Source organism: Gammaproteobacteria bacterium (assembly GCA_030949385.1).
Classification (GTDB): domain Bacteria; phylum Pseudomonadota; class Gammaproteobacteria; order JAUZRS01; family JAUZRS01; genus JAUZRS01.
On record JAUZSP010000002.1, the window covers coordinates 91,035 to 117,500 of the forward strand.

Genomic DNA, 26,466 nt, shown 5'->3' on the forward strand with positions numbered 1-26,466 from the left:
AGCGATGCAAGGCGCATGAGCGCAAGACTTATTTAACTTAACTCAAGATCTATCAAGGAGAACCACCATGGCACTGATCTCTCTACGTCAGCTGCTGGATCACGCTGCTGAAAACAGCTACGGTCTACCCGCATTTAACGTTAACAACATGGAGCAGGTGCATGCGATCATGCAAGCTGCCGATGCGGTTAACAGCCCCGTCATTTTGCAAGGTTCTGCCGGTGCGCGTTCTTATGCAGGTGAACCCTTTTTGCGCCATCTGATTTTGGCTGCAATTGAAATGTACCCTCATATCCCAGTCTGCATGCATCAGGATCACGGCGCTTCTCCTGATATCTGTGTGCGTTCCATGCAGTCGGGTTTCAGCTCGGTGATGATGGACGGTTCACTGGAAAGTGATGCTAAAACCCCTGCCAGCTATGAATATAATGTCAATGTCACCAAACAAGTGGTTGATATTGCACACGCGTGTGGTGTTTCAGTGGAAGGTGAGCTGGGTTGCCTCGGTTCTCTGGAAACGGGCATGATGGGCGAAGAAGACGGTCACGGTGCCGAAGGCAAATTGGATCTGGACATGTTGTTGACCGATCCTGATGAAGCCGCTGATTTCGTTAAGAAAACCGGTGTGGATGCGTTGGCCATTGCCATCGGTACCTCTCACGGTGCGTATAAATTCACCCAAGAGCCTACCGGTAATATCTTGCGTATTGACCGTGTGCGTGAAATTCACGCGCGTATTCCTGATGTGCATTTGGTCATGCACGGTTCTTCTTCTGTGCCTCAGGATTGGTTGCAGATCATCAACAACTACGGTGGTGATATGGGCCAAACCTACGGCGTGCCTGTTGATGAAATCGTTGAAGGCATCAAGTCAGGTGTGCGTAAAATCAACATCGATACCGATTTGCGCATGGCCTCTACCGGTGCGGTACGTCGCCACTTGCACGACAACACTTCTAACTTTGATCCTCGCAAATTCCTCAAAGCGGCTACAGAATCTATGTCTGACATCTGTAAAAACCGTTATGAAGCGTTTGGTGCAGCGGGCATGGCGAGCAAAATTAAGCCTCGCTCTCTGGAAACCATGTTTTCCGAGTATGCCAGTGGCAGTTTAGATCCTATTGTTAAATAAGTTTTTTAACTTTGGATCGGTAAAAAGGGAGCGCTTAGGCGCTCCTTTTTTTGTGCCTTTTGAATGGGGTCACAAATCGAAGAAACGCCCATCACACCTTCATTATTCTTTTACTTTATAGGCTTGATACTCGATAGTATTCAGTAATAGAGCTAAAAGAGTTGTGGGGAGTCGATTATGATAAAAAAAATATATTATGTTTTGTTTATGCTCTTGTCGAGTCTACTGATGGCCTGTGCGCCCGTTGGAGATTCAGATGACGATGACGACGATGATGACGATGTGGTCACCACCACCACTGGGGTGATTAATACCAGCAATCCCGCTGAGATTCAGGCGCTGGCTTCCGTTGCGTATCGCAGCACCTTGGCGCTTTATGAACTTGCGCGTAACAGCGCTGAAACTACGTTGCTGGGAAGTGGGGGTAAAATTCCAACGTCAGCCGACTGTTTGAATGGTGGGCAAGTGGTGCGGAATTCGTTTTCTGGTGTAGCACCTCTGAGCAGTGGTGATGCGCTTTCTCTAACGTATATCAATTGCCAAACGTCTTTTGCAGGCCAGACGATAACGCAAAATGGCCAAGTGGATCTGTTTAGTGCCACGGTGAGCGGAGATCAATACAATATTGACCTGACGTTTATGGGTTATTCGATTACCACGGTCAGTGGTCAAGCGTTGTCTAAGGTGAACGGTTCTTTGAATCTGTTTATTGATTCGATTAGCAACAGTAACAGCTTCAAACATTATTTGATTAGATCCCACCTCAGCGCCGGTAACAGCGTCAGTTTTCAGCTGTCTGATGGTGTGACGACAACGTTGAATTTGAGCCAGAACTTTTTTTCCGTTACGGAAGATCAACTTAATAACAACTATTTGATTGATGTGAGGTACATCTTTAGCGCAACCACAGCAGCAGGATTACCTTTGACTTTTGGCAGTTTGGTGGTTGACTCAAGAGCGATGCCTTTGTCCAGCCTCAATGCCAACAGTTCAGCTTTGTCACCTCCCACAAGTGGTGTGATGTTGATTAACGACAACAGCAATCGTCAAATTCGATTGGATGCGATGACCCCTGCGGTGAGTACTTCTGTTAATGGGGTGGTGGGAAGTGCGGTGAGTGTTGACTGGACTGTGTTTTTGACGGGAAGTTGATAGCAGAGTAGGCTTCCTTTTGTTAAATCTGCAGTTAGTAAATTTTGGAGAGTTAAAATAAAATGAATAGACAGTTTTTTGTGATTGTGTTGTTTAGCGCCACTTTGGTTGCGTGTGGTGGTGGAAGTGGTGGTACTTCATCGGCATTAGCGGCATTAGCGCCTATGACGATTAATGCCGCTAATGAGCAGCAGGTTGCCAGTGTTGGAGCAGGAGCAGGAGCAGGAGCAGCGGTGGGTGGCATGGTTCCTAGATCTTTGCCTCGTACTTGGTCTAGTGTACCCAGTGATTTGGCTGCTACGATTCAACAGTTGATACCCGATTTTTCAAAGCAAAGTGGCTCAAGAGCAATATCTCAAATTGAAGCAGACTGTGCTATAAGTGGTACGCGGTCAACTGCACTTAATGATGTCAATAACAACGGTATTTTTGATGCGGGAGATAGTACGTCGGTGGTAGCAAATGCGTGTGATGATGGGGATGGCATGACCATAAGTGGCCCCATGACTCTGAGATTAAATGCTTGTGTTGCTGACTTTGCAAACGGTTCATGTGAGGCTATGGATACTACCTTTGATATTGCAATGAGCAGTGTTGGTGGTAGTGCACAGATGCAAGGAGATGTATCATTCGTATCCCAATATGATGCAAGCTTTACAATAGACAGAAAGTTTCTTGTTAGCAGCAGTCTAAGCATCTCTTTCGGTGGGGAACGCGTGAGTTTTTCTAATTTTCTCTCTGAGAGCAGCTGGGATAATAATACCGGTGCTTTTAGTGATGCGACTGATTTTACCGTGGATGTGAATGTGACTGGTTTTGTGGGGCGGCTTGTTGTTAATAATACCGTGCCAATGACGGGAAATCGTTTGTCCGGTCCTTATCCGACAGCGGGAAGCAGCACGATTACGGGAGCCGGTGGTACAACGGTTGTTCTGGATGCCAATACAGGGGATCTGAATACCGTTCAGGTGACCACCAATGGCGGCGCTCCTCAGCTGTTTACTTGGTTTGAGTTAGAGCAGCAGTCACCGATTCCCAGTTTCTTCTGATTTTTAGACGGCCACAAAAAAGCCCCAGTTTGAATTATTCAAACTGGGGCTTTTTTTATGCAGCTGAATTTTATTATTTAGCAGCAGGAGTCTGAGGTGCTACTGGAGCTGCGGCAGGTGCAACAGGAGCGTAACCGTAATAAGGGGCGTTGTAGCCATAACCATTACCGTTCATGTTGTTGTTGCCTTTGAACGAGGTTTTCATGTTGAAACCAAAAGAACCGTTACCGAACATGTTGTTGAACATATTATTGTTGTTGTAACCGTTGTTATAGCCATTATTGCCGTTGCCGTTGCCGTTGCCGTTAAAGTTCATGCTGAAGCTCATGTCACCAAACATATCACCGAAGCCGTTGCCAAAACCGTTGCTGTTATTGTTGTTGTCAAAAGGACCCCACCACGCTTGAGAAGCGGCAGAAACGGTCAGCAGAGCAACAGCAGTGATCATCTTCAAAGTTTTCATCGGCTCAATCTCCAAAAAGTTATATAAAATGAGTTGGTTTAGCAGTCTCTGCCTAAACGATAAAATGAAGTATATTAGTCAAAACTAATATTAGCAAGTACTATTTTATGTTGCTGGGGCTTGCCTGTAATTGAGGTCTGCCTGTAGGGTGTTTGTTTTTTGTTGAAGGGGAGTTGAAATGGCGAAAATAGAGGCGGCAGATTTGGCGCGTTTGCGGGAAGACATCGTCTTTGATGCTGAGTTGTGTGGTAAATCGTTGCGTTTTCACTCCACTTGGGGGTTGTTTTCTCCCAAAGCAGTGGATGAAGGCACACGCTTGTTGTTGGATCACATGGAGGTTGCCATTGATGATGACTGTTTGGATGTGGGGTGTGGGTATGGGCCATTGGGTTTGACCATGGCCGCTCTGGCTCCAGAAGGCCAAACATTGTTGGTGGATAAAGATTTTGTTGCCGTTGACTACAGCGCCAAAAATGCCAAAGTGAACGGTTTGGATAATGTGGGCATCTGTTTGAGTAACGGTTTTAGTCACGTTGGTGAGCGTAAGTTCGACATTATTGTCTCCAATTTACCGGCAAAAACGGGCAAAGAGCTGTTTTATCTCTATTTTTATGATGCTTTGGCGCGCCTGAAACCAGGCGGAAAACTGTATGTGGTGACCATTACCGGCTTGCGTAAATTTGTTGCCCGCGCGTTTGATGAGGTGTTTGGCAATTACAAAAAGGTCAAGCAGGGTAAAACCTATACCATTGGTCTGGCAATTAAAAAGAGCTGAGTTTCTTAATTTTAGGTAAATAATGAATTATTGGTGGACGTGTTTTCTGTTTGGCAAGACGGCTCTGAGTTATGTGCAGCGCTTTGTTACTACCCCTGAAAAGCGTCGGTTATCAGGTTGGTTGACGTGGTTTGTTGTTTTAAATGGCGTGATCTTGAGCTTAATGGCCAGTGGTTTTGTAGCTTATATGCCTGCTCTTGAGGGAGGTTTGACGCAGGTTTATCTGCCCTTGGCGTTGCTGGGGCATTTTTCTCTCTTGGTCTATCTCTTGGCTTTGCCGCTGTTTCTACTGCTGCTGTTCTGGCCCAGTCGCGGGCTGTTGCTGATACTGTCTGTTGCGGCGGCCTCGGTTGGGGTGATTTTGCTCAAGATTGATCTCTTGGTGTACGCACAGTATCGCTTTCATATCAGTGGTTTTGTGGTGGATTTGGCGCTGAATTCCGGTGATGAGGTGTTTAATTTCTCTGCGGATACGTGGTGGCAGATGCAGTGGATGGTGGCCGTCGTGTTGCTGCTGGAATCTCTGTTGGCGTGGGCTATTTGGCGTTATCGTGCCCGTTTTTGTTGTGCGGGCAAGGTTACTTTGTCCCTGCTTGGGGTGATTGTTGTCAGCCATGCCATCCATGCTTGGGCCGATGCCGCGTATGATCAGCGCATCACCCGTTTGACGCGCCACATTCCGGCTTATCATCCGGCCACGGCGCTCGATTTTTTTGAGCGTTACGGTTGGGTGGATATGAGAGAAAATCGTGCCGCCCGTCGCTTGCGTGTGGAGGATAAATCAACGGATCTTAATTACCCTTTGGTACCGCTGCGTTGCGCTCAGCGAGATGAAAAGGCTCTGAATGTGCTTTTGATTGTCGCAGACACGGTGCGTGCCGATGTGCTGAATCACGCGGTTATGCCTCATTTGCACTCGTTTTCAGAGGGTGCGCAGACGGTTAACTTTAAGCAGCATTTCAGTGGGGGTAACAGTACCCAAGCCGGTATCTTCAGTCTTTTCTACGGTCTACCAGCCACCTACTGGAATGATATGTATGGCAATCAGGTGGGGCCGGTGTTGATGAGTCAGTTGCTTAAAGAGGAGTATCGTTTCTCTATACTCTCTAGCTCCAAGTTAACCAGCCCGGCTTTTGATCGCACGGTGTTCAGTGAGTTTCCAAACTTACGCCTCTTTTACGAAGGCAATGAGCCTTGGTTGCGTGATGAAGCGGTACTTGATGAGTGGTTCTCTTTTCTGGATAACTGTCAGGATGAGACGCCTTTTTTTGGTTTTTTGTTTCTCGATTCTGTACACGGGTACAGCTTTCCCGATACCGATCCAGCGCCGTTTGAGCCGATGTGGGAGGAGGTCAACCATCTGGAATTGAACGATGAGTTTGACCCTGAACCGTACTTCAATCGTTATAAAGTGGCGGCTCATTATCTGGACTCGCTGCTGGGAGAGGTGTTGGATGACCTGAAGCAGCGTGGTTTATTGGAGAATACGGTGGTGGTGATCACCAGCGATCACGGTGAAGAGTTTAATGATAACGGCGCAGGTTATTGGGGACACGGCAGTAATTTTACCTCCGCTCAAACTCAGGTGCCGTTGCTGATTCATTGGCCGAAGCGGCAAGGCCGAGAGGTTGAGTATCGAACCTCTCATCTTGATCTGGTGCCGACGCTGATGCAGGAGTTGCTGCATTGCGATAACCCCATTCGGGATTACAGCAGCGGCCATTCGTTGTTTGATAACCGCCCTCGTCCTTGGATGGTGATCGGCAGTTATTTTAATTACGGCATCGTAGAGCCCGATCGAGTGACGGTTACCTATCCTACGGGGCATTATGAAATCGTTGATTTGCACAACCGCACGATTAAGAACGCCGTCCAACGACCGCAGGTGGTGATGCCCGCTTTGCAAGAGATGAGTCGTTTTTACCGGTGAGTATGGTATTAGGTTACGGGGGGGCTTAAAAACTGGAGGGTTAGAGGCTATTTTTTATTAAATTCACCTAAATAGGGTCTAATCTGTTTTATTTAGTAACAATTGCCTATAAACTGATCAGTCGGCGGCTGTGGTTTAGGGGTGAGCGGTATGCGGTATGTTTTGATATTGATGCTTGTTTTTACTGGCTCATTTCAGCCTACATTGGCTTCTGAGCCAAATTTACAGTTGCAACGTCAGCAATTTTTACACGCTCGGCTGTTTTTACAGCAGGGAAATGAGGTTGCTTTTCAAGACCTTAAAAAGCAGTTACAGAGTTACCCTTTAGCCAAATTCCTTCAGTTTGAGTGGTTACAACGACAAATTGAGCAAGGATCTGTTCAAAGCCGTCAAATTCAACACTTTTTTAAACGTTATCCCAAAACGGCTCTGAGTCGTCGATTACGCCAGAGTTGGTTGATGGATCTGGCGGCAAGGTCGCAGTGGCAGACTTTTCTGCGGGTGGCGAAGGGTCATCGAAAAGAGTTGGATGGAGATTTGGCCTGCGCTCGTTTGCAGGCATTGCACGATTTAGGACATCTGCGGGGCGTGGTGGGAGAGGCGCGAAAGCTGTGGGTGAGCGCCAAACGGCATCAAGGCCGTTGTGCGTCTGTTTTTGCACAACTGGAGCAACAGCGGCCACCGGCATCGCCTCTGGTCTGGCAGCGTATTTCGGTGGCGATGCGACGCTCTAAACCGGCTTTGGCAGCATCGCTGCGCCATTTTCTTAAGCCCAGTGCGCGTCTGTGGTTGGATGTGTGGATTGCGGTACACCATCAACCAAAGTTGATTTTCAGTAACCGTCGCTTGCAAAGAGACACCCTGCTGTCGCGGAAAATTGTCTTGCACGGTGTGAAGCAGTTGGCGCGTCAAAATTTGGTTGAGATGCATAAAAAATGGCCTGCGGTGAAAAATCGTTATAAATTTCGTTCTGATCAGGTGAATCGCATGGCGCGTTATTTGGCCATGCGTGCGGCTTATTTAGGGATGCCAGAGGCACATGGATTTCTTAAGGCTCTGAAGCGTAAGCAGCATAATGGGCAGACTCGCAGTTGGTTGGTGAGAGCAGCGTTACGGCAACAAAATTGGCCGGAAGTGTTATCTGCAATTGGGCGTTTGTCAAAAGCAGAGCGCGGCGAAAAAGAGTGGCGTTACTGGCAGGCGCGCGCTTTGGAAGCAACAGGGAAGAAAAAAGTCGCAGAGAAGATCTATCGACGCTTGGCGCGGCGTGCCCATTATTACGGCTTTATGGCCGCCGACCGCCTGCAGGGTAAGTATCGTTTTTATCATAAGGCGATTGTGGCGCGGAAAAAGGTGCAGCAGGCGCTGTTGTTGCGTGAAGATATGCGCCGAGTGCAGGAGTATCGGGCGGTGAATTTATGGCCAGAGGCGCGTCATGAGTGGAATGTGGCGCTGAAAAAACTCAATCGTGAGCAGTTAAAAGCGGCGGCACTGTTGGCGGATCGTTGGCAGTGGCATGATCGCGCTCTGTTTGCGGCGGCTCAGGGCAAGCTGTTTAATGATTTGGAGCTGCGTTATCCGATGCCCTATAAAACAGCGGTGTTTGCCGCTGCGGCGAATGAAACGTTACCACCCTCTTTGGTGTATGGCGTCATTCGTCAAGAGAGTGCCTATATGCCAAGGGTGAAATCCCATGTGGGGGCGGTGGGCTTGATGCAGTTGATGCCGGCTACGGCACAGACGGTGGCGACCGCTTTAGGTTCGGCCTCTTTTAAGGTAGTGGATCTGAAAACGGTGGCGACCAATTTGAAATTCGGTACCCACTATTATCGGCAAGTACTGGATCAGTTTGCCGGTAATCAAGCGATGGCCAGTGCGGCTTATAATGCGGGTCCGCATCGAGTGGAGCGTTGGTTGCCTGGCCAGCGTGCGATGCCTGCGGATGTTTGGGTCGATACGATCCCCTTTACGGAAACGCGGGGATATGTGAAGTCGGTGTTGGGCAACGCCACCATTTTTGAGTGGCGCATGAAGGGCGAGACGATGCGTATTTCAGAACGCATGAAGCAGGTGCCCAGTCGCAGCGCCTTGTCGCTCTGATTTTATTTAGAGCCACCGTGACAAGGGGGAGAGTCGGTGACTTGACCGGCTTTTTTCTGCCATTCGGTTGCAGTCAAGGTGTGCAGTGCTAAGGCGTGAATGCCGCCATCCAATTCGCTGGCCAGTACTTTGTTGATTAGACGGTGGCGTGCGATGAGCATTTTTCCCTCAAATTGCGCACTGACGATGGTTACCTTGAAGTGCGATTCAGAGTTGGCAGGCACATTGTGCATGTGGCTTTCATTGACCACTTCCAAGTGTGTGGGGTGCAGCTCTGCTTGCAGTTTTTCGGTGATGCGGGTTTGCATTTGCATAAGGATTTTCCAAACAGGTTGATTAAGAGTCGGTGTCAGCCAGGCGTTGGCACATGCTGCGGCGGTCGTTGCTTTCAACGGCATCGGCGACGGTTTGTACTAACGATTGCAGCTCTTCTAAAGAGATGACTTGATGCAGGCGGGTGACTAAGTCGGGTTGCAGGGTTACCACACCGACCGCTCCGTTGGCATCGGTGTACTGCACCGCGACTAAATTAACATCTTCAGTCTCTTCATTGGCGGTGATCTTGGCTTGTTCGTCAAACAGTTGGTCGTATAATTCATCCAACTGATCACACAGAGCTTCATCCAGATCTTCATCCAACTGAATGGTGATGGTCTCTTCGTCCTGTTGGCGCTGATAAGGCTGTTGATGTGTTTTTAGCGTTGCTTCAAAACGCTGGCATAGGGCTTCGTTGAAAAATAAGTAGTCCAACATGGGGTTGATCCGTGGTCGATGGCTGAGGGGTGCAGAATAACATTGTGTCACTGGGGAAGGAATTCAACTGAAAAAGGCGCTCATAAAGAGCGCCTTTTTTGTGTTGGATAACGCCAGCTTGCTACAGGCGACCGTCCACACTTTCACGGGGCAGTAGGCCTTTAACATCGTACAAAATGTTGTTATCCGTGCCGAGAGCGCGAATTTTTTCTACCCCCATTTGCATAAATTGGTGGTGGCCAACGGCCAAGACGATGGCGTCGTATTTGCCCAGCTCAGGTTCTTGAATGGGTTTGATGTTGTATTCGTGTTCCGCTTCGTCGCTGCTGACCCACGGATCGTAGACATCCACATGGGCGTGATAGCTTTCAAATTCGGCGATGATGTCCACCACGCGGGTGTTGCGCAGATCGGGGCAGTTTTCTTTAAAGGTTAAACCCATCACCAAAATATGAGCATCCACCACATGCACACGGCGGCGAGTGAGCTGCTTGACTACTTGCTCGGCCACATAAGCCCCCATGCTGTCGTTGATGTGGCGACCGGCGAGAATCACCTGTGGGTGGTAGCCAATCTCTTGGGCTTTGTGAGTCAGATAGTAAGGGTCTACGCTGATGCAGTGACCGCCCACCAAGCCTGGTTTGAAGGGCAAGAAGTTCCATTTGGTACCCGCTGCTTCAAGCACTTCTAAGGTGTCGATGCCGAGTTTGTTGAAGATCAGTGCCAATTCATTGACCAAGGCAATATTGACATCCCGTTGGGTGTTTTCGATCACTTTGGCCGCTTCTGCAACCCGAATGCTGCTGGCTTTGTAGGTACCGGCAATGATAATGCTGCGATACAACTCATCAACAAAATCGGCGATTTCAGGGGTGGAGCCGGCGGTCACTTTGAGGATGTTGATGACTCGGTGTTCTTTGTCACCTGGGTTGATGCGTTCAGGGCTGTAACCAATATAAAAGCCTTGGTTGTAGGTCAGCCCAGACTCTTTTTCCAGAATGGGTACGCAGACCTCTTCGGTGGCACCTGGATAGACGGTGGATTCATAAATGACCACGTCGTCTTGTTGGATCACTTGGCCGAGCAGGTGGCTGGCTCCTTCCAGTGGCGACAGGTCGGGCTGTTTGTGGGCATTGATTGGGGTCGGCACGGTGACGATGTAGATATTGCAGTTGCGCAGATCGTCGATGTTGTCTGAATAGCTGAGCTTATCCGCTTCCTGCATCCGCTCAGGTTCCACTTCTAAAGTGCTGTCCTTGCCTGACTTTAGTTCAGAAATGCGGGCGGCATTGATATCAAAACCGACCGTGGTGATTTTTTTGCCAAACTCGACGGCCAGTGGTAGGCCGACGTAGCCAAGGCCAATAATGCCAATTTTGGAATTTTTGATATCCAACATGTGCGGACTCCTGTCGCGTATTTTTAGGTTATGGTGGTCGCATAAAAGCAGGTTGTTATCCTACTCAGAACTGGGTAAAAATATCCCACTAAAGCGTGGTTTTTCAAAATCTTGTCAAATCTTGTTGCTAGTTATGCCAATAGGCTTGTTATATGCTGATTGTGAATTAACGTTCACTGTGATCGCAACTCGCAGAGTCATTATTATGACTGGCGGTGGAAAAACGATGAGCGTAGGTCTTCTTCGGCAGGTTTCTATTGTAACTAAAGTTCTAGGAATTTATAGTTTTGCTGGGGATGAAAAAATTGTGAAAAGTGTCTGTTTGATATGGATTGTCTGAAAAGGAGAGTATTGCGTGTCCACCATTCGTGTGTTTAAGCACTATGTTCGTGTTCCATTTTTATTGTTAGCGGGGGTTGAGGCGCTGATTTTTATGGCCTCGGTTTATGCCGCCGCTCATTTGCGGTTTTTAGGTGATATTGGTGAAATTCAGGAGAGTATAGGAACTTTATTTCCTCGCGCGGTTATTTTTATGATGGTGATGATGGTCAGTATGATCGCCATGGGCTTGTATCAGGCGCGTTTGAGAGAGGGTTTACCTGGTATTTTACTGCGCACCTCGGTGAGTTTTTTGGTCGGTGGCAGTATTTTGTCGCTGCTGTTCTATTTGATTCCAGGTCTCTACATTGGCCGTGGTGCCTTGGCGCTGGCGGGGGTGATCTCTTTCTTTGTGGTGGGGACGTTGCGACCGATTTTCTTTCACAGTGTTGATGAGCGTCTGCTGAAGCGCAAAGTGTTGATTTTGGGGGCGGGTGAGCGTGCCTCAATCATTGATGCGCGGATGCGTCGCCGTTCGGATCGGCGCGGGTTTGATTTGCTCGGTTACGCTCATATTGACGGTCAGCCCGACTTGGTTAATGAGAAAGAAATTGTACATTTTAAGCAACCGCTGCTTGATTATGCTATTGCCAATAAGCTGGATGAAATTGTGGTGGCGGTGGATGATCGACGGAAGGCGTTCCCCTTGGACGAGTTGTTGGACTGCAAAATGGCGGGGGTGGATGTGGTTGATCTGTTGACCTTTTTTGAGCGTGAGGCAGGCAAGGTGCAGCTGAATATTTTGCACCCCAGTTGGTTGCTTTTCTCCGATGGTTTTCAACAAAATGTGGTTCGAGATACGACCAAACGGCTGTTTGATCTCAGTGCGAGTTTTGCTTTGTTGATGGCAACTTGGCCGGTGATGCTCTTGACCGCTTTGTTAATCAAAATCGAAGACGGCTGGAGTATGCCGGTCTTTTATCGTCAGGTTCGGGTTGGTCTGAATGGCAAAAATTTCGATGTATTGAAGTTTCGTAGCATGATCGTTGATGCAGAGAAGAGCGGTGCTCAATGGGCAACCAAGAATGATTCGAGGGTGACGCGGGTGGGTGGCATTATTCGTAAACTGAGAATTGATGAGTTGCCGCAAATTTTGAATGTCTGGAACGGCAGTATGAGTTTTGTTGGTCCGCGTCCAGAACGGCCTGAATTTGTTGAGCAACTGGCGGAGGTGATCCCCTATTACCAAGAACGTCATCGGGTCAAACCGGGCATTACCGGTTGGGCGCAGCTCAGTTATCCTTACGGAGCAACGGAAAAAGATTCTTTAGAGAAGCAGCAATTTGATCTCTATTATGTGAAAAATCACAGCCTCTTTTTTGATGTGTTGATTTTGATGCAGACCGTTGAAGTGGTGCTGTTTGGTAAAGGTGCACGCTAGTTAAGAGCAGTTTGAGTTTACCTTGTTGGTTCAGCGGCTGATTTTAAAGGTCTCTGCTGGATTGGCACCTTGAGTTTTTAAGGGTGTATCGGCGTTCTCTTCCCAGCCAACCACAACCCCATTTTCAAATAAAATTTGTGAGCTGCCATAGAGCCAAACAGAGCCTACGGTGCGTGTGGGTGTGCCTTGAATTTCATACACATCACTGACACTGGATCCGTAATCAATCAAGCGTGTCTGTTTTTGCTGTGTCTGTACACTGCCGTTGGTTTCTGGGGCTGGTGTTGACGTTTCAGTGGGGATGGCAGGCCACCAGAGGCCGTAGGCAATCATCAATAGCGCTGTGCTCATCAAGATGCGGCGATTGAGTGGCCTTGCCAGCCACTGTTTTGCCTGTTTTTGAATACTTGTGTTGGTTGTTGATTTTGGCGTGGCTCTGGAGCGGGATTTTGTATGATTTCTGCTTCGTGTTTGGCGTGGCTGGATATTGGGCAGCCGACCGTGACGGCGATGGTAAGCGGATAAGGTATGAAAGGCGTGGTTAACGTCTTTGAATTTTTCCTCTGCCTGAGCGCGGATGTTATCGATGTCAGGCAGTCGGTCGGGATGCCAGATACGTGCTTTGTGGCGGTAGGCTTTGCGTACCTGCTGCCAGTCGCTGCTGGGTTCAATGCCTAAGATTTTGAAATAACGCGAAAATTTTTCGTCGTGACGCATAATATTAGTGTGCTGTGGCGAGTGATTCCATGACTCTATTGTGGCATGTTTTTTTTGATTTCGGCAAATGGCTTTCGATATGAAGTTATAAAAGTAGACTGTTTTACTCGGGTATCGCATTTAAGGCTGGGGATGGTGTAAACTAGCGCCCAATTTGAACCCTGCGTCACACTGGGTGAGGCATTTAATTTTTAGAAGGTTGAGTAACATGGCTGAGATTTCACGTCTGCAGGTGGAAACCGCACTGAAAGAATTTATTGATCCTAATCTGGACAGTGATCTGGTCACTGCGAAGGCAGTTAAAGAGATTCAAATTGAGGCAGGTAAAGTAAGTGTGAGCGTTGTTTTGGGTTACCCCGCTGCGACCTACAAAGATGAACTGTCTCGTTTATTGACAGAAAAAGTGGAAGCGATTGATGGTGTTAGTGAAGTCAGTATTGATCTGACTTGGAAAATTGTTGCGCACACCGTTCAGCACGGCGTGAAGCGTTTGAAGAATGTGAAAAACATCATCGCCATCGCTTCAGGTAAAGGTGGTGTAGGTAAATCCACCACCGCAGTTAACTTGGCATTGGCCTTGGCACAAGAAGGCGCGACGGTTGGGATTTTGGATGCGGACATTTACGGCCCAAGTCAGCCACGCATGTTGGGTATTTCCGGTCAACCGGAATCCAAAGACGGTCAAAGCTTGGAGCCGATGGAAAACCACGGCGTACAGGCGATGTCGATTGGCTTCTTGATCGACGAAGAAACTCCGATGATCTGGCGTGGCCCGATGGTCACCCAAGCGTTGGAGCAACTGCTCAACGACACTCAATGGAAAGATCTGGATTACATGATCATCGATTTGCCACCAGGTACGGGTGATACGCAATTGACTTTGGCACAAAAAATCCCTGTTTCGGGTGCGGTGATTGTGACTACTCCACAAGACATTGCGCTGTTGGATGCGCGTAAAGGTCTGAAAATGTTTGAAAAAGTGGAAGTGCCTATTTTGGGCATCGTAGAGAATATGAGCACTCATATTTGCACGAGTTGTGGCCATGAAGAACATATTTTTGGTGAGGGTGGTGGTCAACGCATGTCCGATGAGAGCGACGTTGAATTTTTGGGCGCTCTGCCTTTGACCATGACGATTCGTCAACAGGCCGATGAAGGCAACCCTACTGTGGTGGCCGAGCCTGAAAGCCGCATTGCAGAAATTTACCGTGAAATCGCACGTCGCATGGCGGGTAAGCTTTCCAGTAAAGCGAAAGATTTCAGTGCTAAATTCCCCAGCATTGTGATTCAAAACAACTAAGAGTGCTGTTTTGCCACGGACGTTAATTTAACATTGTGGCATATTCGGTTAAGGCGCGTATTCTACGATACGCGCTTTTTTTATGGCTGGAGATAAGAATATGAGTATTAAATCGGATCGTTGGATTCGGCAAATGGCCACCACCAAGGCGATGATAGAACCTTTTGAGGCCGGACAGGTGCGCAGCACTGAGAAAGGAAATGTGATCTCTTGGGGGACATCAAGTTACGGTTACGATGTGCGCTGTGCTAATGAGTTTAAGGTTTTTACCAATATTAATTCGGCCATTGTGGATCCGAAAAACTTTGATCCCAGCAGTTTTGTCGATGTGACCGCCGATGTCTGCATCATTCCACCAAACTCTTTTGCTTTGGCGCGCACGGTGGAGTATTTTCGCATTCCACGTCAGGTGTTGACGATTTGTTTGGGTAAATCCACCTATGCACGTTGTGGCATCATTGTTAATGTCACTCCGTTGGAGCCGGAATGGGAGGGGCATGTGACCTTGGAGTTTTCCAATACCACCACCTTGCCTGCGAAAATTTACGCCAACGAAGGGGTGGCGCAGATGCTCTTTTTTGAGTCCGATGAAGAGTGTGAAACGTCTTACAAAGATCGAGGCGGCAAGTATCAGGGGCAGATGGGTGTGACCTTGCCTAAAACCTAATCTTTGAGGCTGATTTGTGGCCAGCCCTGTTGTTGTGCGTAGGCCGTTAAGGTTTCATCTGCATCCACAACCACGGGGTAATCCACTTGTTTCAGTAGGGGCAGGTCGTTGTGGGAATCGCTGTAAAAATAACTGCCTTCTAGGCTGTGTGGGTTTGTTTTTAGCCACGCCTGTAGGCGGTGAATTTTACCTTCTTGAAAGCAGGGTATGCCTTCGACTTCGCCAGTGTATTGGCCGTTTTGTATTTCAGGGTCGGTGGCCAGCAAGGCATCAACACCTAAGTGCTGCGCGATGGGGGCGGTCACAAAACGATTGGTGGCAGTAATAATCAATAAATAGTCGCCTTTTTCTCGGTGCTGTTGCAGCAGATCCCTGCTTTTGCTCGTAATCAACGGTTCGATCTTCTCTTGCATAAACTGTCTGTGCCATTGTTGTAACGTTTCTAAGCTGTTTTTAGCTAAAGGTTGCAGGGCAAAACGTAAAAATTCATTGATATTTAGGCTGCCATCGTGGTAAGCGTCGTAAAAACGTTGGTTTTCTCGCTCATAATGTTCTGCATCAACCACTCCTTGTTCTACTAAAAAGCAACCCCAGAGGTAATCGCTATCCCCACTTAATAGGGTGTTGTCTAGATCGAAAATAGCAAGACTCATTATAACCTCTTGATAGTTATGTCTAAAAATTTTTGTTGTTTGCTAAATAAATAAGAAATTAATTCTTTTTAACCCTGATTATTGTAGCATTTTCACAATGAGATTTGCTGCTAGAGAGGGTTTGTGGAAGAATTAAGCAAAAGCAGGGTTATTAATGGGGATCAGCGGTGATTGATCGAGAAGGTTATCGGCCAAATGTTGGCATTATTTTAACGAATGAGCAGGGGCGGCTCTTCTGGGCCAGACGTGTGGGTCAGAACTCTTGGCAGTTCCCCCAAGGTGGGATTAATGAACGAGAGAGTACCGAAGAGGCGATGTTTCGGGAGTTGAACGAAGAGACCGGTCTGTTGCCGGAGCATGTGGAAATCATTGGTACCACACGCCACTGGTTACGATATGATTTACCTTCTCGTTACATTCGGCGTCACTGTCGTCCGCTCTGCATTGGCCAAAAACAGATTTGGTTTATGTTGAGACTGGTGGGAGATGACGACTGTGTGGATCTTTCGTGTTGTGATAAACCGGAGTTTGATGAGTGGTGCTGGGTTGATTATTGGCATCCCATGAGTCAGGTGATCTTTTTTAAACGACAGGTTTATCATCAGGCTTTGAAAGAGTTGGCGCCGTTGCTCTCTTCTCATGATCCGGCTGATAACCGTGTTTATAAAAAGTGTTTTTGATTCTGAGTTAACTAAAAAGGACTGTTTTGAAGCACAGAAAAAGACCATGTTAGCGGCCTTGCGTCGGATTGTGAAAAAGGTCAGCCATGCGGAAAGCTTGGATGAAGCTTTGCAGCTGATTCTTGATTTTGTCCAAGAAACCTTAAAGGTGGATGCCTGTTCGGTCTATTTGGCAGAGCAGGAGAGCGAACAGCCGCGTTGGGTGTTGAGTGCTGCAGAAGGTTTTAATTGCCACGCGGTGGGTGAGGCCTGTTTGGCTTGGAACGAAGGTTTAATTGGCTTGGTTGCCGAACGAGCTGAGCCGGTTAATTTGCAACATGCAGCTCAGCACCCTCGTTACTGTTATTTGCCTGACATTGGTGAAGAGTCCTTCGAGGCTTTTTTGGCGGTGCCGATCATTCATCGCCGCAAGGTGTTGGGTGTGTTGGTGGTGCAACAGAGAGAAAGTCGCCGTTTTGGCGAAGATACAGTCGCCTTTTTATTGACCTTGGCTGCGCAGCTGGCCATCCATATTTTGCAGGCCATTGTTGGTGATGAGGTGTCTCCCAGCCGAGAGAATAAAAAGCCTTCCTCAGTGATTCATGGCCTCTCTGGTGCGTCAGGGGTAGCAATCGGTGAAGCGGTGGTGCTCTATTCACCAGCAGCACTGGAGCGGGTACCTGATCGAGAAATTGTTGATATTGAGGCGGAGATAACCCGTTTTAGAGCCGCCTGTGAGGCGGTGCAGGCGGAGATCACTGTGCTGGCTGGTTTGATGCAGGACAAGTTGCCCGCTGAAGAGTTGGCGCTGTTTGATGCCTATAAAATGATGTTAAAGAGTGAAGATACGTGGCAGCCGGTTATTGAAGGCATACGCAAGGGCAACTGGGCGCCGGGTGCGCTGCGCGATGCCATCGAGGAGTACAGTCGCCTTTTTGCTGAAATTGAAGATCCCTATCTGCGTGAACGTGCCAGTGATGTGCGTGATTTGGGTAAACGGATTTTGATGCAGTTGCAAGATAAAAAGCAGCAGCCGACGGTGTTTCCGGCCAAGACCATTATTGTCGGTGATGAAATCAGTGCCACCCAGTTGGCAGAGGTGCCTCACGAGTGCCTGAAAGGCATGGTCTCACGCAGCGGTTCGGGTTCATCCCATGTGGCCATTTTAGCCAGAGCTTTAGGGATTCCGACGGTCATGGGGGCGACGGAGATGCCCAGTTCTCGTTTGGAGGGACGCTCGCTGGTGATCGACGGCTATCGAGGCCATGTGTTTATTGATCCCAGTGCCGCAGTACGAAACCAATTTGCTAAATTAGCCAAGGAAGAGCGTGAACTGAGCCATGATTTGGAAGGCTTGATGGCGTTGCCGACGGTGACGCCGGACGGTGTTTCGCTCTCGCTGTTTGCCAATACGGGCTTGCAAGCGGAAATTAACCCACAACTGTTGCAGGTGGCCGATGGCATTGGCCTGTATCGGACCGAAGTGCCGTTTCAGGTGCGCAGCCGTTTTCCCAGTGAAGCGGAGCAGTGCGAGATTTACCGTGCGCCCTTAGAAGCGTTTGCACCACGCCCTGTGGTGTTGAGAACGTTGGACATTGGTGCCGACAAACAGTTACCTTACTTTCCTATTGAAGAAGAGAACCCTGCTTTGGGTTGGCGGGGTATTCGGGTGACCTTGGATCATCCGGAGATCTTTTTGACCCAAATTCGAGCGATGTTAAAAGCCAGTGAAGGGTTGGATAATCTGAGTATTTTGTTGCCGATGATCTCCCGTGTGGAGGAGGTGATGGACAGTACGGCGTTGATTTGGCAGGCGCATCAAGAGCTTTTGGATGAAGGCGTGGAGGCCGTTTATCCGCGCATTGGGGTGATGGTTGAGGTGCCATCAGCAATCTATCAAATTGCCGCTATTGCCAAGCGGGTGGATTTTATTTCGGTGGGCACCAATGATCTGACTCAGTATTTGATGGCAGTGGATCGCAACAACGCCCGAGTGGCGGAGCTGTACGATTCGCTGCACCCAGCAGTACTGAACGCCTTAATGCACCTGAAAACGGATTTAACCCCCTATAATAAACCCTTGGGAATTTGTGGTGAAATTGCCGGTGATCCTTTGGGGGCGTTGCTGTTTTTAGGCATGGGGGTGGACAGCCTGAGTGTCAGTGGCAGCAGTTTGCTGCGTGTGAAGTGGGTGATTCGCAGTTTTACCGTTGAGAAAGCTCAGCAGATTCTTGCTCAGGCGCTGATCTTGGAGAGCAGCACTGAAGTGCGTCTGTTGTTGGAACGCGAACTGGAACAGGCCGGTTTGGGTGGCTTGATTCGCGCGGGTAAACATTAAAAGCTCGGTCGTAGCACGACCAAAAGCACAATGGCAATCAGCAGCAGCATGGGGAATTCGTTAAACCAGCGAAACCAGACGTGGCTGTGAGGATTGCGTTCGTTACGAAAGGCCAGCATCAATTTACCGCACCAAATGTGAAACAGAACCAAGGGTACAACGAGTGCCAGCTTGATGTGCAGCCAAGTCATGCTTTTAAGACTGTCGTAATCGTAATAGCTCAGCAACCAAACACCAAAAACCAGCGTGAGTATCGCCCACGGAGTGATAAACCAAAACAGCTTGCGTTCCATGATTTGTAACCGTTGGCGAGTGGCTTGATCGTCACTCATGGCGTGATGCACGTAGAGGCGAGGTAAGTAAAACAGGCCTGCGTACCACGAAACCAGAAAGATAATATGGAAGGCTTTAACCCAGAGCATGATGGTTTAACTCTACTGATGGACGGTGCGGGCATCATACCGTCTGCTTGAGCTTGTGCAAGCGGCGCTTATTTTGCTGTTAACTGGGAGTCGAACTCTTTATTATTGGCCGGTATTCGATAAACAGCAGTCAATACTTTAAGGAGAGCCGATGCCTTCGGTTGGAATTGTGGGTGGAACCGGTTACACCGGCGTGGAATTATTGCGCTTATTGGTGATTCACCCGAGCGTAGAACTCACTGTGATTACCTCACGCAGCGCGGTTGGGCAGCGGGTGGATGAGATGTTCCCCTCTTTGCGCGGTTTTATTGATCTTACCTTCAGTGAGCCCTCGTTAGAGCTGCTCTCGCGGTGTGATGTGGTCTTTTTTGCGACTCCGAATGGCACGGCCATGCAGATGGTGCCAGAGTTGTTGCAGGCAGGGATAAAAGTGATCGATCTGGCTGCCGATTTTCGTCTTAAAGACCCCGATGTTTGGTTGCAGTGGTACAAGATGGAGCACGCTTGCCCAGAGTTATTGGCAGAGGCCGTGTATGGCTTGCCCGAGTTAAATCGCGAGCAGATTAAAACGGCGCGTTTGCTGGCCAATCCGGGCTGTTATCCAACCGCTGTGCAGTTGGGGTTTTTGCCCCTGTTGCAACAAGGGCTGGTGGAGAGTGAGCGTTTGATTGCAGATGTTAAGTCGGGGGTCAGCGGGGCGGGACGGGGTGCTCAGGTGCCGACGCTGTTGTGTGAATCCTCAGAGAGTTTTAAAGCGTACGGTGTTGCGGGTCATCGTCACTGGCCTGAAGTTCATCAGGGTCTGAGTGCGCTGGTGGGTCATTCGGTAGGTTTGACCTTTGTGCCGCATTTGGTGCCGATGATTCGTGGCATACATGCGACCTTGTACGCTGAGTTGAAGCAGCCTTGTGACGTACAGGCTCTGTTTGAAGAGTATTATGCAGAGGAGCTGTTTGTGGATGTGTTGCCCGCAGGTTCTCATCCAGAAACGCGCAGTGTAAAAGGCAGCAATCATTGTCGCATTGCGGTGCATCAACCTGAAAACAGCCGCCATGTGGTGATTTTATCGGTGATTGATAACTTGGTGAAAGGGGCGGCTGGACAGGCTGTGCAAAACATGAATCTCATGCTTGCTTTGCCAGAATCGACGGGCTTGCGTACACCCGCAATGATGCCTTAGGCCAAAAAAGGATGAAATAATGGATTCAGGAGAGCAATTTTGGCCAGAGAGCGCATAAGCCCACAGCGGCAGTTTACCGTTAAACGGCATCAACCCATTCGATGGTGGATGATACGAGTGGGGTTGTTGGCGCTGTTATTAATTGGTACCGGAGTTGCTTTTGAGTACGGACGTTATCAGGGCGGTTTTGATCTGTTGGCAACGACTCAGCACAGTTCACGTGTCAAAGATGAGTTGGGTTATTTGCAGGCTAAAAATCGTGAGTTAATGGATCAGATCGCAATGATGGAGCGTTCCAGTCAGATTGATCGCTTGGCTTACGAGAGTGGTAAGCAGGGTTTGATTGAGACCGAACAGCGAGGGTTGTTGCTGCAAAAAGAGCTGGCGTTTTATCGTGGTTTGGTTGCGCCATCAAAAAAATCGAACGGTTTGGCGATCAAAGACCTCAGTTTAAGACTCAGTGGCGAGAAAGGTGTGCTTGTTTATAAACTGGTGCTGGTTCAACACAATAAAAATGATCGTTTTGCCATTGGTCGAGTTGAGTTTTCTGTTGCGGGTGAGGTTAAAGGCGAATCGCTGGTATTGACGTCATCGGATCTGTTTGTGGAAACGGCTAAAAAAATCAGATTTAAGTACCACTACTTTCAAGTTTTGGAAGGAAAATTTCGGTTGTCCGCCGGTTTTGCGCCAAAACAGATGACGATTTCTCTGCAGCCGAAAGGAAAACGTTTGAAGGCTGTCTCAGTGACCTATGATTGGTCAGACATTTTACTGGAAGGTGATTAGGTTATGTGGGGTAGGCGTCGAAATAATTTTAAGTCGGCAAAAGTGGATACGTTGTTGGGTCACAGTGCCGAGATTGAGGGTGATATCAGCTTTACCGGTGGTTTGCATCTGGATGGAACGATCAAAGGGAATGTGATTGCTGATGATGATTCCAATTCCATTTTGATTCTCAGCGAGCGAGGCCGTATTGAGGGTGATGTGCGGGTGCCGCAAGTGCTGTTGAATGGCACGGTGGTGGGTGATGTTTACGCTTCGCAGCGAGTGGAGTTGGCGAAACACGCACGGGTCAGTGGCAACGTCTATTACAATTTGCTGGAGATGACAATGGGGGCTGAAATTAACGGCAATTTAGTGCATCGTGACCCGAGTGAGAAACCTCTTTTGGCCGATCAAAGTTTGATTCATGAGGATGTGTCGGAGTTGGAGACAAAATAGACAATAGTTGACTGTTTTTCTGGGTTAATGGTAAGGTCGCTTCATTATTAACAGCGATGCCTGTGGAGATATTGAAATGAGTGATGTGGCAGAAGAGAGTTCACTTTTGGTTTTTAGTGACAGTGCGGCCAGTAAGGTCAAAACCTTGATTGAAGAAGAGGGTAACCCTGATTTGATGTTGCGTGTGTACGTCACTGGTGGTGGCTGTTCTGGTTTTCAGTACGGTTTTAGTTTCGATGAGACCTGTAACGAAGGCGACACCCAAGTTGAAAAAAGTGGTGTGACTTTGCTGGTGGATCCCATGAGTTTTCAATATTTGGTGGGGGCTGAAATTGATTACACCGAAGGTCTGGAAGGGGCGCAGTTTGTGATTCGTAACCCCAATGCCACCACCACCTGTGGTTGTGGGTCGTCTTTCTCAGTCTAAATCCCGTTTATTTGTGTTAAAAAGGCGCGTTTTTTACGCGCCTTTTTTTATTCTGCGTCACTTATGGTTACAATACGGCGCGCAATCAGACTGGCTGAGCTTTGGTGTGACTTTTTGAGTCTGAATTTTGAACAGTACCGTGAGTAGACGGTGTAAGTAGGATATTAATTCATGATTGATGAGTATGTTCCCGGTTTAGAAGGGATTCCCGCGACAAAGTCGTCTATATCGGCTCTGGATGGTGCAAAAGGCATTTTGTCTTACCGTGGTTATCGGATTGAGGATTTGGCAAAGGGAAGTACTTTTGAGGAGGTGAGCTATTTGTTGCTTAAAGGCGAATTGCCAAAAGCCAATGACTTGGCTCTGTTCAGCGATCAACTGCACGAGGGCAGTCGGGTTAAATACAACGTTCGCGAGATCATGAAATTTTTGCCGCCCACCGGTGATCCGATGAAAATGTTGCAGACGGCGGTGGCCAGTTTGGGTATGTTTTACCCTCATGAGCAGCAGAACAGCGAGTTGGCAACCAAAAATAACGACTACATCAACTGTTTGTCATTGGAGATTATTGCTCGCATGTCAACCTTGGTGGCCATGTGGGAGCAGATGCGTCGGGGCGATGATCCTTTTTTACCTCGTGAAGAGCTGAGTTACGCGGCTAATTTTCTTTACATGATGTCGGGCAAAGAGCCGGATCCAGTGGCAGAGAAAATAATGGATACTTCTCTGATTTTACATGCAGAGCACACCATCAATGCCTCGACCTTTGCAGCGTTGGTGGCGGGTTCGACTCTGGCCAACCCCTCTTTAGTGATTTCAGCGGCCATTGGTACCTTGGCCGGACCGCTGCACGGTGGAGCCAATCAGCGCGTGATTGAGATGCTGCAAGAGATCGGTGAGCCGAGCAAGGCGGCTGCTTGGTTGGATAACCGCTTGAAGAACAAACAGGTGGTGTGGGGCATGGGGCATCGTGAGTATTCGGTGAAAGATCCGCGCGCCACCATTTTGCAAGGTTTGATGCAGGAGTTGATTGAGTCTAAAGACGGTGAGGTCAGCCCTCTGTTCGAGACGGCTTTGGCGCTGGAAAAAGCCTGTGAAGCGCGTTTGGCTCCAAAAGGGGTGTTTCCCAATGTCGATTTTTATTCAGGTATTCTTTATCGTGAAATGGGTCTTCCTGGCGATCAATTTACGCCTATTTTTGCTATTTCACGCACGGTTGGTTGGTTGGCGCATTGGCAAGAGCAGGTGCGAGAAAATCGTATCTTCCGTCCCACCCAAATTTATGTGGGCTCTGAGGTGCGTGATTTCAAACCGATGGCTGAACGGTAACGTGCTTCAAGCGGGGTAGATTGCACCTAACATAACCGCCTGTTGTGCGCCGGTTACAGACGGTAGGTTGCCCGTTTTGCCATCTAAAGTGCGTTTTGCTAGCCAAGCAAAGAGAATGGCTTCGACCCAGTCGGGGTCCAGGCCTTCACGAGCGGTGGATTCAACGTTAATTTCAGGCAGTTTTTGTTGCAGTCGCTGGATTAAGTTCGTGTTGTGTACCCCGCCGCCACAGACCAAAACCCGTTCGGTATCGCTGGCATGGGTTTGAATGGCATCAGCAATGGAGTCGGCGCTTAATTGGCAGAGCGTAGCTTGAACCTCTGCTGGAATCAGATCGCTGTCTGTAAGGCGCTGCTTCAACCATTCGGGGTTAAAGTGTTCGCGCCCTGTGCTTTTGGGTAGCGGTTGTTGAAAGTAGCGATCTGCTAATAAGTTTTCTAACAATCCTTGATTGACCTCTCCTTTTGCTCCCCATGCGCCATTGGCATCGTAACGACCATGTTGGTGTTGTGCATACCAATAATCGAGTAAGACGTTGCCAGGGCCGGTATCAAAACCAACAACGGGGATTGTTTTATCTCGGTTTAATACGGTGATGTTGGCCATGCCCCCGATGTTTACAATGACTCGGTTTTCGTTCGGGCTGTGCAGGGTGTGGGCGTGAAAGGCGGGAGCCAGTGGCGCACCTTGTCCGCCTGCCGCCAGATCACGACGACGAAAATCGGCCACGGTGGTGATGTCGGTTTTCTGGCTGAGGGTGTTGGGATCGCCCAGTTGCACCGTAAAAGGCAGAGTTTCATTGGGGCAGTGACGTACCGTTTGACCATGACTGCCAATGGCCTTGATTGATTCGGCAGAGAGTTGAGCTTTGCGCAGCAGTTGTTGGCAAGCGTCTGCGTAAAACTGGCCGAGCTTTAGATCCAGTTGATAAACGTCGTGCAGGGTGTCGTTGTGGCCATGAGCCATGTCGAGCACTTGATCTCTAAGTGCGTCTGGGTAAGGGGTAAAGAGACTGGTGTTGAGCGTGATGGTATCGTTGTCAAAACAGACCAAGGCGGCATCAAGGCCATCGGCGCTGGTGCCGCTCATGAGACCAATGTAGAGCTCTTCCATGATGTTGTTTAATCCTTGAGTGCCAGACGATAACGGCTCAGAGTGTTTAATTGGCTCAGCAGAGGCTGGGCTTTAAGGTCAAAGTCGGCGTGGTACTGTTGAGGTAAGGGTTCTGCATCGGGCAATTTGACCGTCAGAGGGTTTCGATGGGTGCCATTAAGGCGAAATTCGTAGTGCAGATGGTAACCGGTGGCGGTACCGCTCATGCCGACATAACCGATGACCTCTCCTTGGCGAATGCGGCTGCCAGAGCGCAGCTTACGGTTATAAGAAGACATGTGGGCATACAGGGTCGTGTAACGCTGGCCGTGTTGCACGACAACGGTTCGACCGTAACCGCCTTTGCGCCCACGAAAAATGATTTTCCCATCACCAGTAGAGCGAATTGGGGTACCTTTGGCGGCGGCGTAATCCACGCCACGATGAGCACGGACACGCTTTAATACGGGGTGATAGCGCTTGTTGGTGAATCGTGAGCTGATGCGGGAAAATTCGACGGGGCTGCGCAGAAAGGTTTTGCGCAGAGAGCGTTTGTTAGGGCTGTAATAATCGCTGTGAGTGGCGTCTTTTTGATAGAGAACGGCTTGAAAGGCGGTGCCTCGATTGACAAATTCGGCGGCTAAAATTTTACCGTTGCCTATTTTTTCGCCGTTTTTATACAGGGTTTCGTAGACCACACTGAAACGGTCGCCTTCACGCACGTCCAGCACAAAGTCGATGTCCCAGCCAAAAATATTGGCCAGCTCCATAATCGTGGCTTGTGATATGCCCGCCTCTTGTGCTGCCAGAAAGAGCGAATGTGTGATGGTGCCCTGAGCGTACGCCTGACGAACTTCCAGTGGGGTGATAACCCGTTCTGCTTGGTAGTGTCCTTGAGGGGCGCGTTTGATCAGCAGGGTTTCGGAGGCGCTGAGGGGGTAGCTCAGTTGTTGCAGCTGCTGTTTGTCATCAAAGCTGAAGTGCAGTTCGTCACCAGGGAAAACGGTTTTTAGGGGGCTAACCACTGTGCCTAAAGCGAGGATCTTCAACAGCTCTTTGTAAGCTAAGCCTTGTTTTGAAAAGAGCGAGCTGAGCGTATCTCCAATAGCCACGTTGACTTTTTTTACGCTGATTTTTTTTACTGTGGGGGGGGGTATGGATTCATTTTTTCCCAATACGTTGATTGATTTGGGGATATGGAGCGGCAATTGTTGTCGTTTGGCGTGGTGTTTTTGTTGTTTTGTGGCGTTGTTTTTTACGGAAATAGGCGGTGGGGTGGAGGAATTGGCCATGACGATGCCCAACCCAACACAGCAGGAGGTGAGGGTCAGTGCGCGTAAGCGCCAGTGCCGCCGATGTTTGGAGGATAATATTGTATTTTGTTTTTTTGCCACGGTACACCTGCCTTTTTAAGTCACTCTTATAGTCAATAACATAGCGTTTTTGGGGCGGATTGGTCAATCTTTGCGCGGCTTTAGGGTTGAAAAGGTGCCATTTTTTTTATAAACGGGTAATGTAAGCCCCATTTTTGGGCTTGATTAAGAGGAATGAGTGAATGGTTGCGCTGAATGAGGCTTTGGCTCTGATAAAACGTGGGGCAGATGAAGTGTTGTTGGAAAAAGAGTTGATTGAGAAACTGGAGTCGGGTCGGCCACTGAAAATTAAGGCGGGTTTTGATCCAACCGCACCGGATCTGCATCTGGGTCATACGGTTCTGATTAATAAACTGCGCCAGTTTCAAGAGCTGGGGCATGAGGTGATCTTTTTGATTGGGGACTTTACCGGCATGATCGGTGATCCCACCGGTAAAAACATCACTCGTAAACCGTTGACACGCGAACAGGTGCTGGAGAATGCGCGCAGCTACGAAGCGCAAATTTTTAAAATTTTGGATCGTGATAAAACCCGCGTTGAGTTTAATTCGACTTGGATGGGCAAAATGGATGCGG

At 48.8% G+C, this 26,466-nt stretch carries 27 protein-coding genes (1 of these 27 cut by a window edge); 18 read left to right on the plus strand and 9 right to left on the minus strand.

Features of this window, described 5'->3' with window-relative positions:
* Positions 1–67 precede the first annotated feature (67 nt).
* The 3 genes from fba to Q9O24_02440 all read left to right on the plus strand — a co-directional run bounded on the left by fba (position 68) and on the right by Q9O24_02440 (position 3,333).
* Positions 68–1,132 (plus strand): class II fructose-bisphosphate aldolase, encoded by a 1,065-nt coding sequence (gene fba, locus Q9O24_02430; GenBank protein MDQ7074017.1) that lies wholly within the window; start codon positions 68–70, stop codon positions 1,130–1,132.
* A gap of 177 nt (positions 1,133–1,309) precedes the next feature.
* Complete coding sequence (locus Q9O24_02435) at positions 1,310–2,284, plus strand: hypothetical protein (protein MDQ7074018.1); 975 nt, start codon at positions 1,310–1,312, stop codon at positions 2,282–2,284.
* 62 nt (positions 2,285–2,346) lie between these two features.
* Positions 2,347–3,333, plus strand: a complete 987-nt coding sequence (locus Q9O24_02440; protein MDQ7074019.1) for a hypothetical protein — start codon at positions 2,347–2,349, stop codon at positions 3,331–3,333.
* Between the two features lie 73 nt (positions 3,334–3,406).
* Here Q9O24_02440 and Q9O24_02445 read toward each other — a convergent pair whose 3' ends face one another.
* A complete protein-coding gene (locus Q9O24_02445) occupies positions 3,407–3,796 on the minus strand; it encodes a sulfur globule protein CV1 (GenBank protein MDQ7074020.1) in 390 nt (129 codons plus the stop codon).
* Between the two features lie 178 nt (positions 3,797–3,974).
* Here Q9O24_02445 and Q9O24_02450 point away from each other — a divergent pair, with 178 nt between their 5' ends.
* From Q9O24_02450 to Q9O24_02460, 3 genes are all read left to right on the plus strand, one after another.
* Positions 3,975–4,571 (plus strand): methyltransferase, encoded by a 597-nt coding sequence (locus tag Q9O24_02450; protein ID MDQ7074021.1) that lies wholly within the window; start codon positions 3,975–3,977, stop codon positions 4,569–4,571.
* 22 nt (positions 4,572–4,593) lie between these two features.
* Complete coding sequence (locus Q9O24_02455; GenBank protein MDQ7074022.1) at positions 4,594–6,501, plus strand: DUF3413 domain-containing protein; 1,908 nt, start codon at positions 4,594–4,596, stop codon at positions 6,499–6,501.
* A gap of 150 nt (positions 6,502–6,651) precedes the next feature.
* Positions 6,652–8,601, plus strand: a complete 1,950-nt coding sequence (locus Q9O24_02460; protein ID MDQ7074023.1) for a transglycosylase SLT domain-containing protein — start codon at positions 6,652–6,654, stop codon at positions 8,599–8,601.
* 2 nt (positions 8,602–8,603) lie between these two features.
* Here the strand turns inward: Q9O24_02460 and Q9O24_02465 are convergent, their stop codons facing one another.
* From Q9O24_02465 to tviB, 3 genes are all read right to left on the minus strand, one after another.
* A complete protein-coding gene (locus Q9O24_02465) occupies positions 8,604–8,915 on the minus strand; it encodes a BolA/IbaG family iron-sulfur metabolism protein (GenBank protein ID MDQ7074024.1) in 312 nt (103 codons plus the stop codon).
* Between the two features lie 22 nt (positions 8,916–8,937).
* Positions 8,938–9,354, minus strand: coding sequence for a hypothetical protein (locus tag Q9O24_02470; GenBank protein ID MDQ7074025.1), 417 nt, complete (start codon positions 9,352–9,354; stop codon positions 8,938–8,940).
* 121 nt (positions 9,355–9,475) lie between these two features.
* Entirely contained in the window at positions 9,476–10,753 is a 1,278-nt protein-coding gene (tviB, locus tag Q9O24_02475) for a Vi polysaccharide biosynthesis UDP-N-acetylglucosamine C-6 dehydrogenase TviB (GenBank protein ID MDQ7074026.1), read from the minus strand.
* 355 nt (positions 10,754–11,108) lie between these two features.
* Between tviB and Q9O24_02480 the strand changes: the two genes are divergently transcribed.
* The gene (locus Q9O24_02480) at positions 11,109–12,512 is read left to right on the plus strand and encodes a TIGR03013 family PEP-CTERM/XrtA system glycosyltransferase (protein MDQ7074027.1); all 1,404 of its coding nucleotides are present in this window, start codon (positions 11,109–11,111) and stop codon (positions 12,510–12,512) included.
* Positions 12,513–12,542: 30 nt separating this feature from the next.
* On the opposite strand, the gene Q9O24_02485 is transcribed toward Q9O24_02480, so the two are convergent.
* Positions 12,543–13,229: a DnaJ domain-containing protein gene (locus Q9O24_02485; protein ID MDQ7074028.1), complete on the minus strand. Its 687-nt coding sequence runs from the start codon at positions 13,227–13,229 to the stop codon at positions 12,543–12,545.
* Between the two features lie 208 nt (positions 13,230–13,437).
* Here Q9O24_02485 and apbC point away from each other — a divergent pair, with 208 nt between their 5' ends.
* Positions 13,438–14,529: an iron-sulfur cluster carrier protein ApbC gene (gene apbC / locus Q9O24_02490; protein ID MDQ7074029.1), complete on the plus strand. Its 1,092-nt coding sequence runs from the start codon at positions 13,438–13,440 to the stop codon at positions 14,527–14,529.
* 100 nt (positions 14,530–14,629) lie between these two features.
* Positions 14,630–15,196, plus strand: a complete 567-nt coding sequence (gene dcd, locus Q9O24_02495; GenBank protein ID MDQ7074030.1) for a dCTP deaminase — start codon at positions 14,630–14,632, stop codon at positions 15,194–15,196.
* On the opposite strand, the gene Q9O24_02500 is transcribed toward dcd, so the two are convergent.
* On the minus strand, positions 15,193–15,849 hold the full coding sequence (locus Q9O24_02500) for an HAD family hydrolase (GenBank protein MDQ7074031.1): 657 nt from the start codon (positions 15,847–15,849) through the stop codon (positions 15,193–15,195). The genes dcd and Q9O24_02500 overlap by 4 nt on opposite strands.
* 167 nt (positions 15,850–16,016) lie before the next feature.
* Here Q9O24_02500 and Q9O24_02505 point away from each other — a divergent pair, with 167 nt between their 5' ends.
* Positions 16,017–16,529 (plus strand): RNA pyrophosphohydrolase, encoded by a 513-nt coding sequence (locus tag Q9O24_02505; protein ID MDQ7074032.1) that lies wholly within the window; start codon positions 16,017–16,019, stop codon positions 16,527–16,529.
* A gap of 46 nt (positions 16,530–16,575) precedes the next feature.
* Positions 16,576–18,846, plus strand: a complete 2,271-nt coding sequence (gene ptsP, locus Q9O24_02510; GenBank protein MDQ7074033.1) for a phosphoenolpyruvate--protein phosphotransferase — start codon at positions 16,576–16,578, stop codon at positions 18,844–18,846.
* Here the strand turns inward: ptsP and Q9O24_02515 are convergent.
* Complete coding sequence (locus Q9O24_02515; protein ID MDQ7074034.1) at positions 18,843–19,268, minus strand: CopD family protein; 426 nt, start codon at positions 19,266–19,268, stop codon at positions 18,843–18,845. The two genes, ptsP and Q9O24_02515, sit on opposite strands and share 4 nt — an antisense overlap.
* 151 nt (positions 19,269–19,419) lie before the next feature.
* On the opposite strand from Q9O24_02515, the gene argC reads away from it, so the two are divergent.
* The 5 genes from argC to Q9O24_02540 all read left to right on the plus strand — a co-directional run bounded on the left by argC (position 19,420) and on the right by Q9O24_02540 (position 23,425).
* Entirely contained in the window at positions 19,420–20,448 is a 1,029-nt protein-coding gene (argC, locus tag Q9O24_02520; protein MDQ7074035.1) for an N-acetyl-gamma-glutamyl-phosphate reductase, read from the plus strand.
* 39 nt (positions 20,449–20,487) lie between these two features.
* Positions 20,488–21,234, plus strand: coding sequence for a hypothetical protein (locus Q9O24_02525; protein ID MDQ7074036.1), 747 nt, complete (start codon positions 20,488–20,490; stop codon positions 21,232–21,234).
* Positions 21,235–21,237: 3 nt separating this feature from the next.
* Complete coding sequence (locus Q9O24_02530; GenBank protein MDQ7074037.1) at positions 21,238–21,669, plus strand: polymer-forming cytoskeletal protein; 432 nt, start codon at positions 21,238–21,240, stop codon at positions 21,667–21,669.
* A gap of 76 nt (positions 21,670–21,745) precedes the next feature.
* Positions 21,746–22,096, plus strand: coding sequence for an iron-sulfur cluster insertion protein ErpA (gene erpA, locus Q9O24_02535; protein ID MDQ7074038.1), 351 nt, complete (start codon positions 21,746–21,748; stop codon positions 22,094–22,096).
* A gap of 174 nt (positions 22,097–22,270) precedes the next feature.
* Positions 22,271–23,425, plus strand: coding sequence for a citrate synthase (locus Q9O24_02540; GenBank protein ID MDQ7074039.1), 1,155 nt, complete (start codon positions 22,271–22,273; stop codon positions 23,423–23,425).
* Positions 23,426–23,431: 6 nt separating this feature from the next.
* Here the strand turns inward: Q9O24_02540 and Q9O24_02545 are convergent, their stop codons facing one another.
* Both Q9O24_02545 and Q9O24_02550 read right to left on the minus strand, forming a co-directional pair.
* Positions 23,432–24,541, minus strand: a complete 1,110-nt coding sequence (locus Q9O24_02545) for an anhydro-N-acetylmuramic acid kinase (protein MDQ7074040.1) — start codon at positions 24,539–24,541, stop codon at positions 23,432–23,434.
* 5 nt (positions 24,542–24,546) lie between these two features.
* Complete coding sequence (locus Q9O24_02550) at positions 24,547–25,629, minus strand: peptidoglycan DD-metalloendopeptidase family protein (protein ID MDQ7074041.1); 1,083 nt, start codon at positions 25,627–25,629, stop codon at positions 24,547–24,549.
* Between the two features lie 43 nt (positions 25,630–25,672).
* Between Q9O24_02550 and Q9O24_02555 the strand changes: the two genes are divergently transcribed.
* Positions 25,673–25,930, plus strand: a complete 258-nt coding sequence (locus Q9O24_02555; protein MDQ7074042.1) for a hypothetical protein — start codon at positions 25,673–25,675, stop codon at positions 25,928–25,930.
* A gap of 142 nt (positions 25,931–26,072) precedes the next feature.
* Positions 26,073–26,466, plus strand: the start of a protein-coding gene (gene tyrS / locus Q9O24_02560; GenBank protein MDQ7074043.1) for a tyrosine--tRNA ligase. 812 nt of this gene lie beyond the right edge of the window; 394 of the gene's 1,206 nt are visible here — the first part of the coding sequence; the start codon lies at positions 26,073–26,075; its stop codon lies beyond the right edge, outside the window.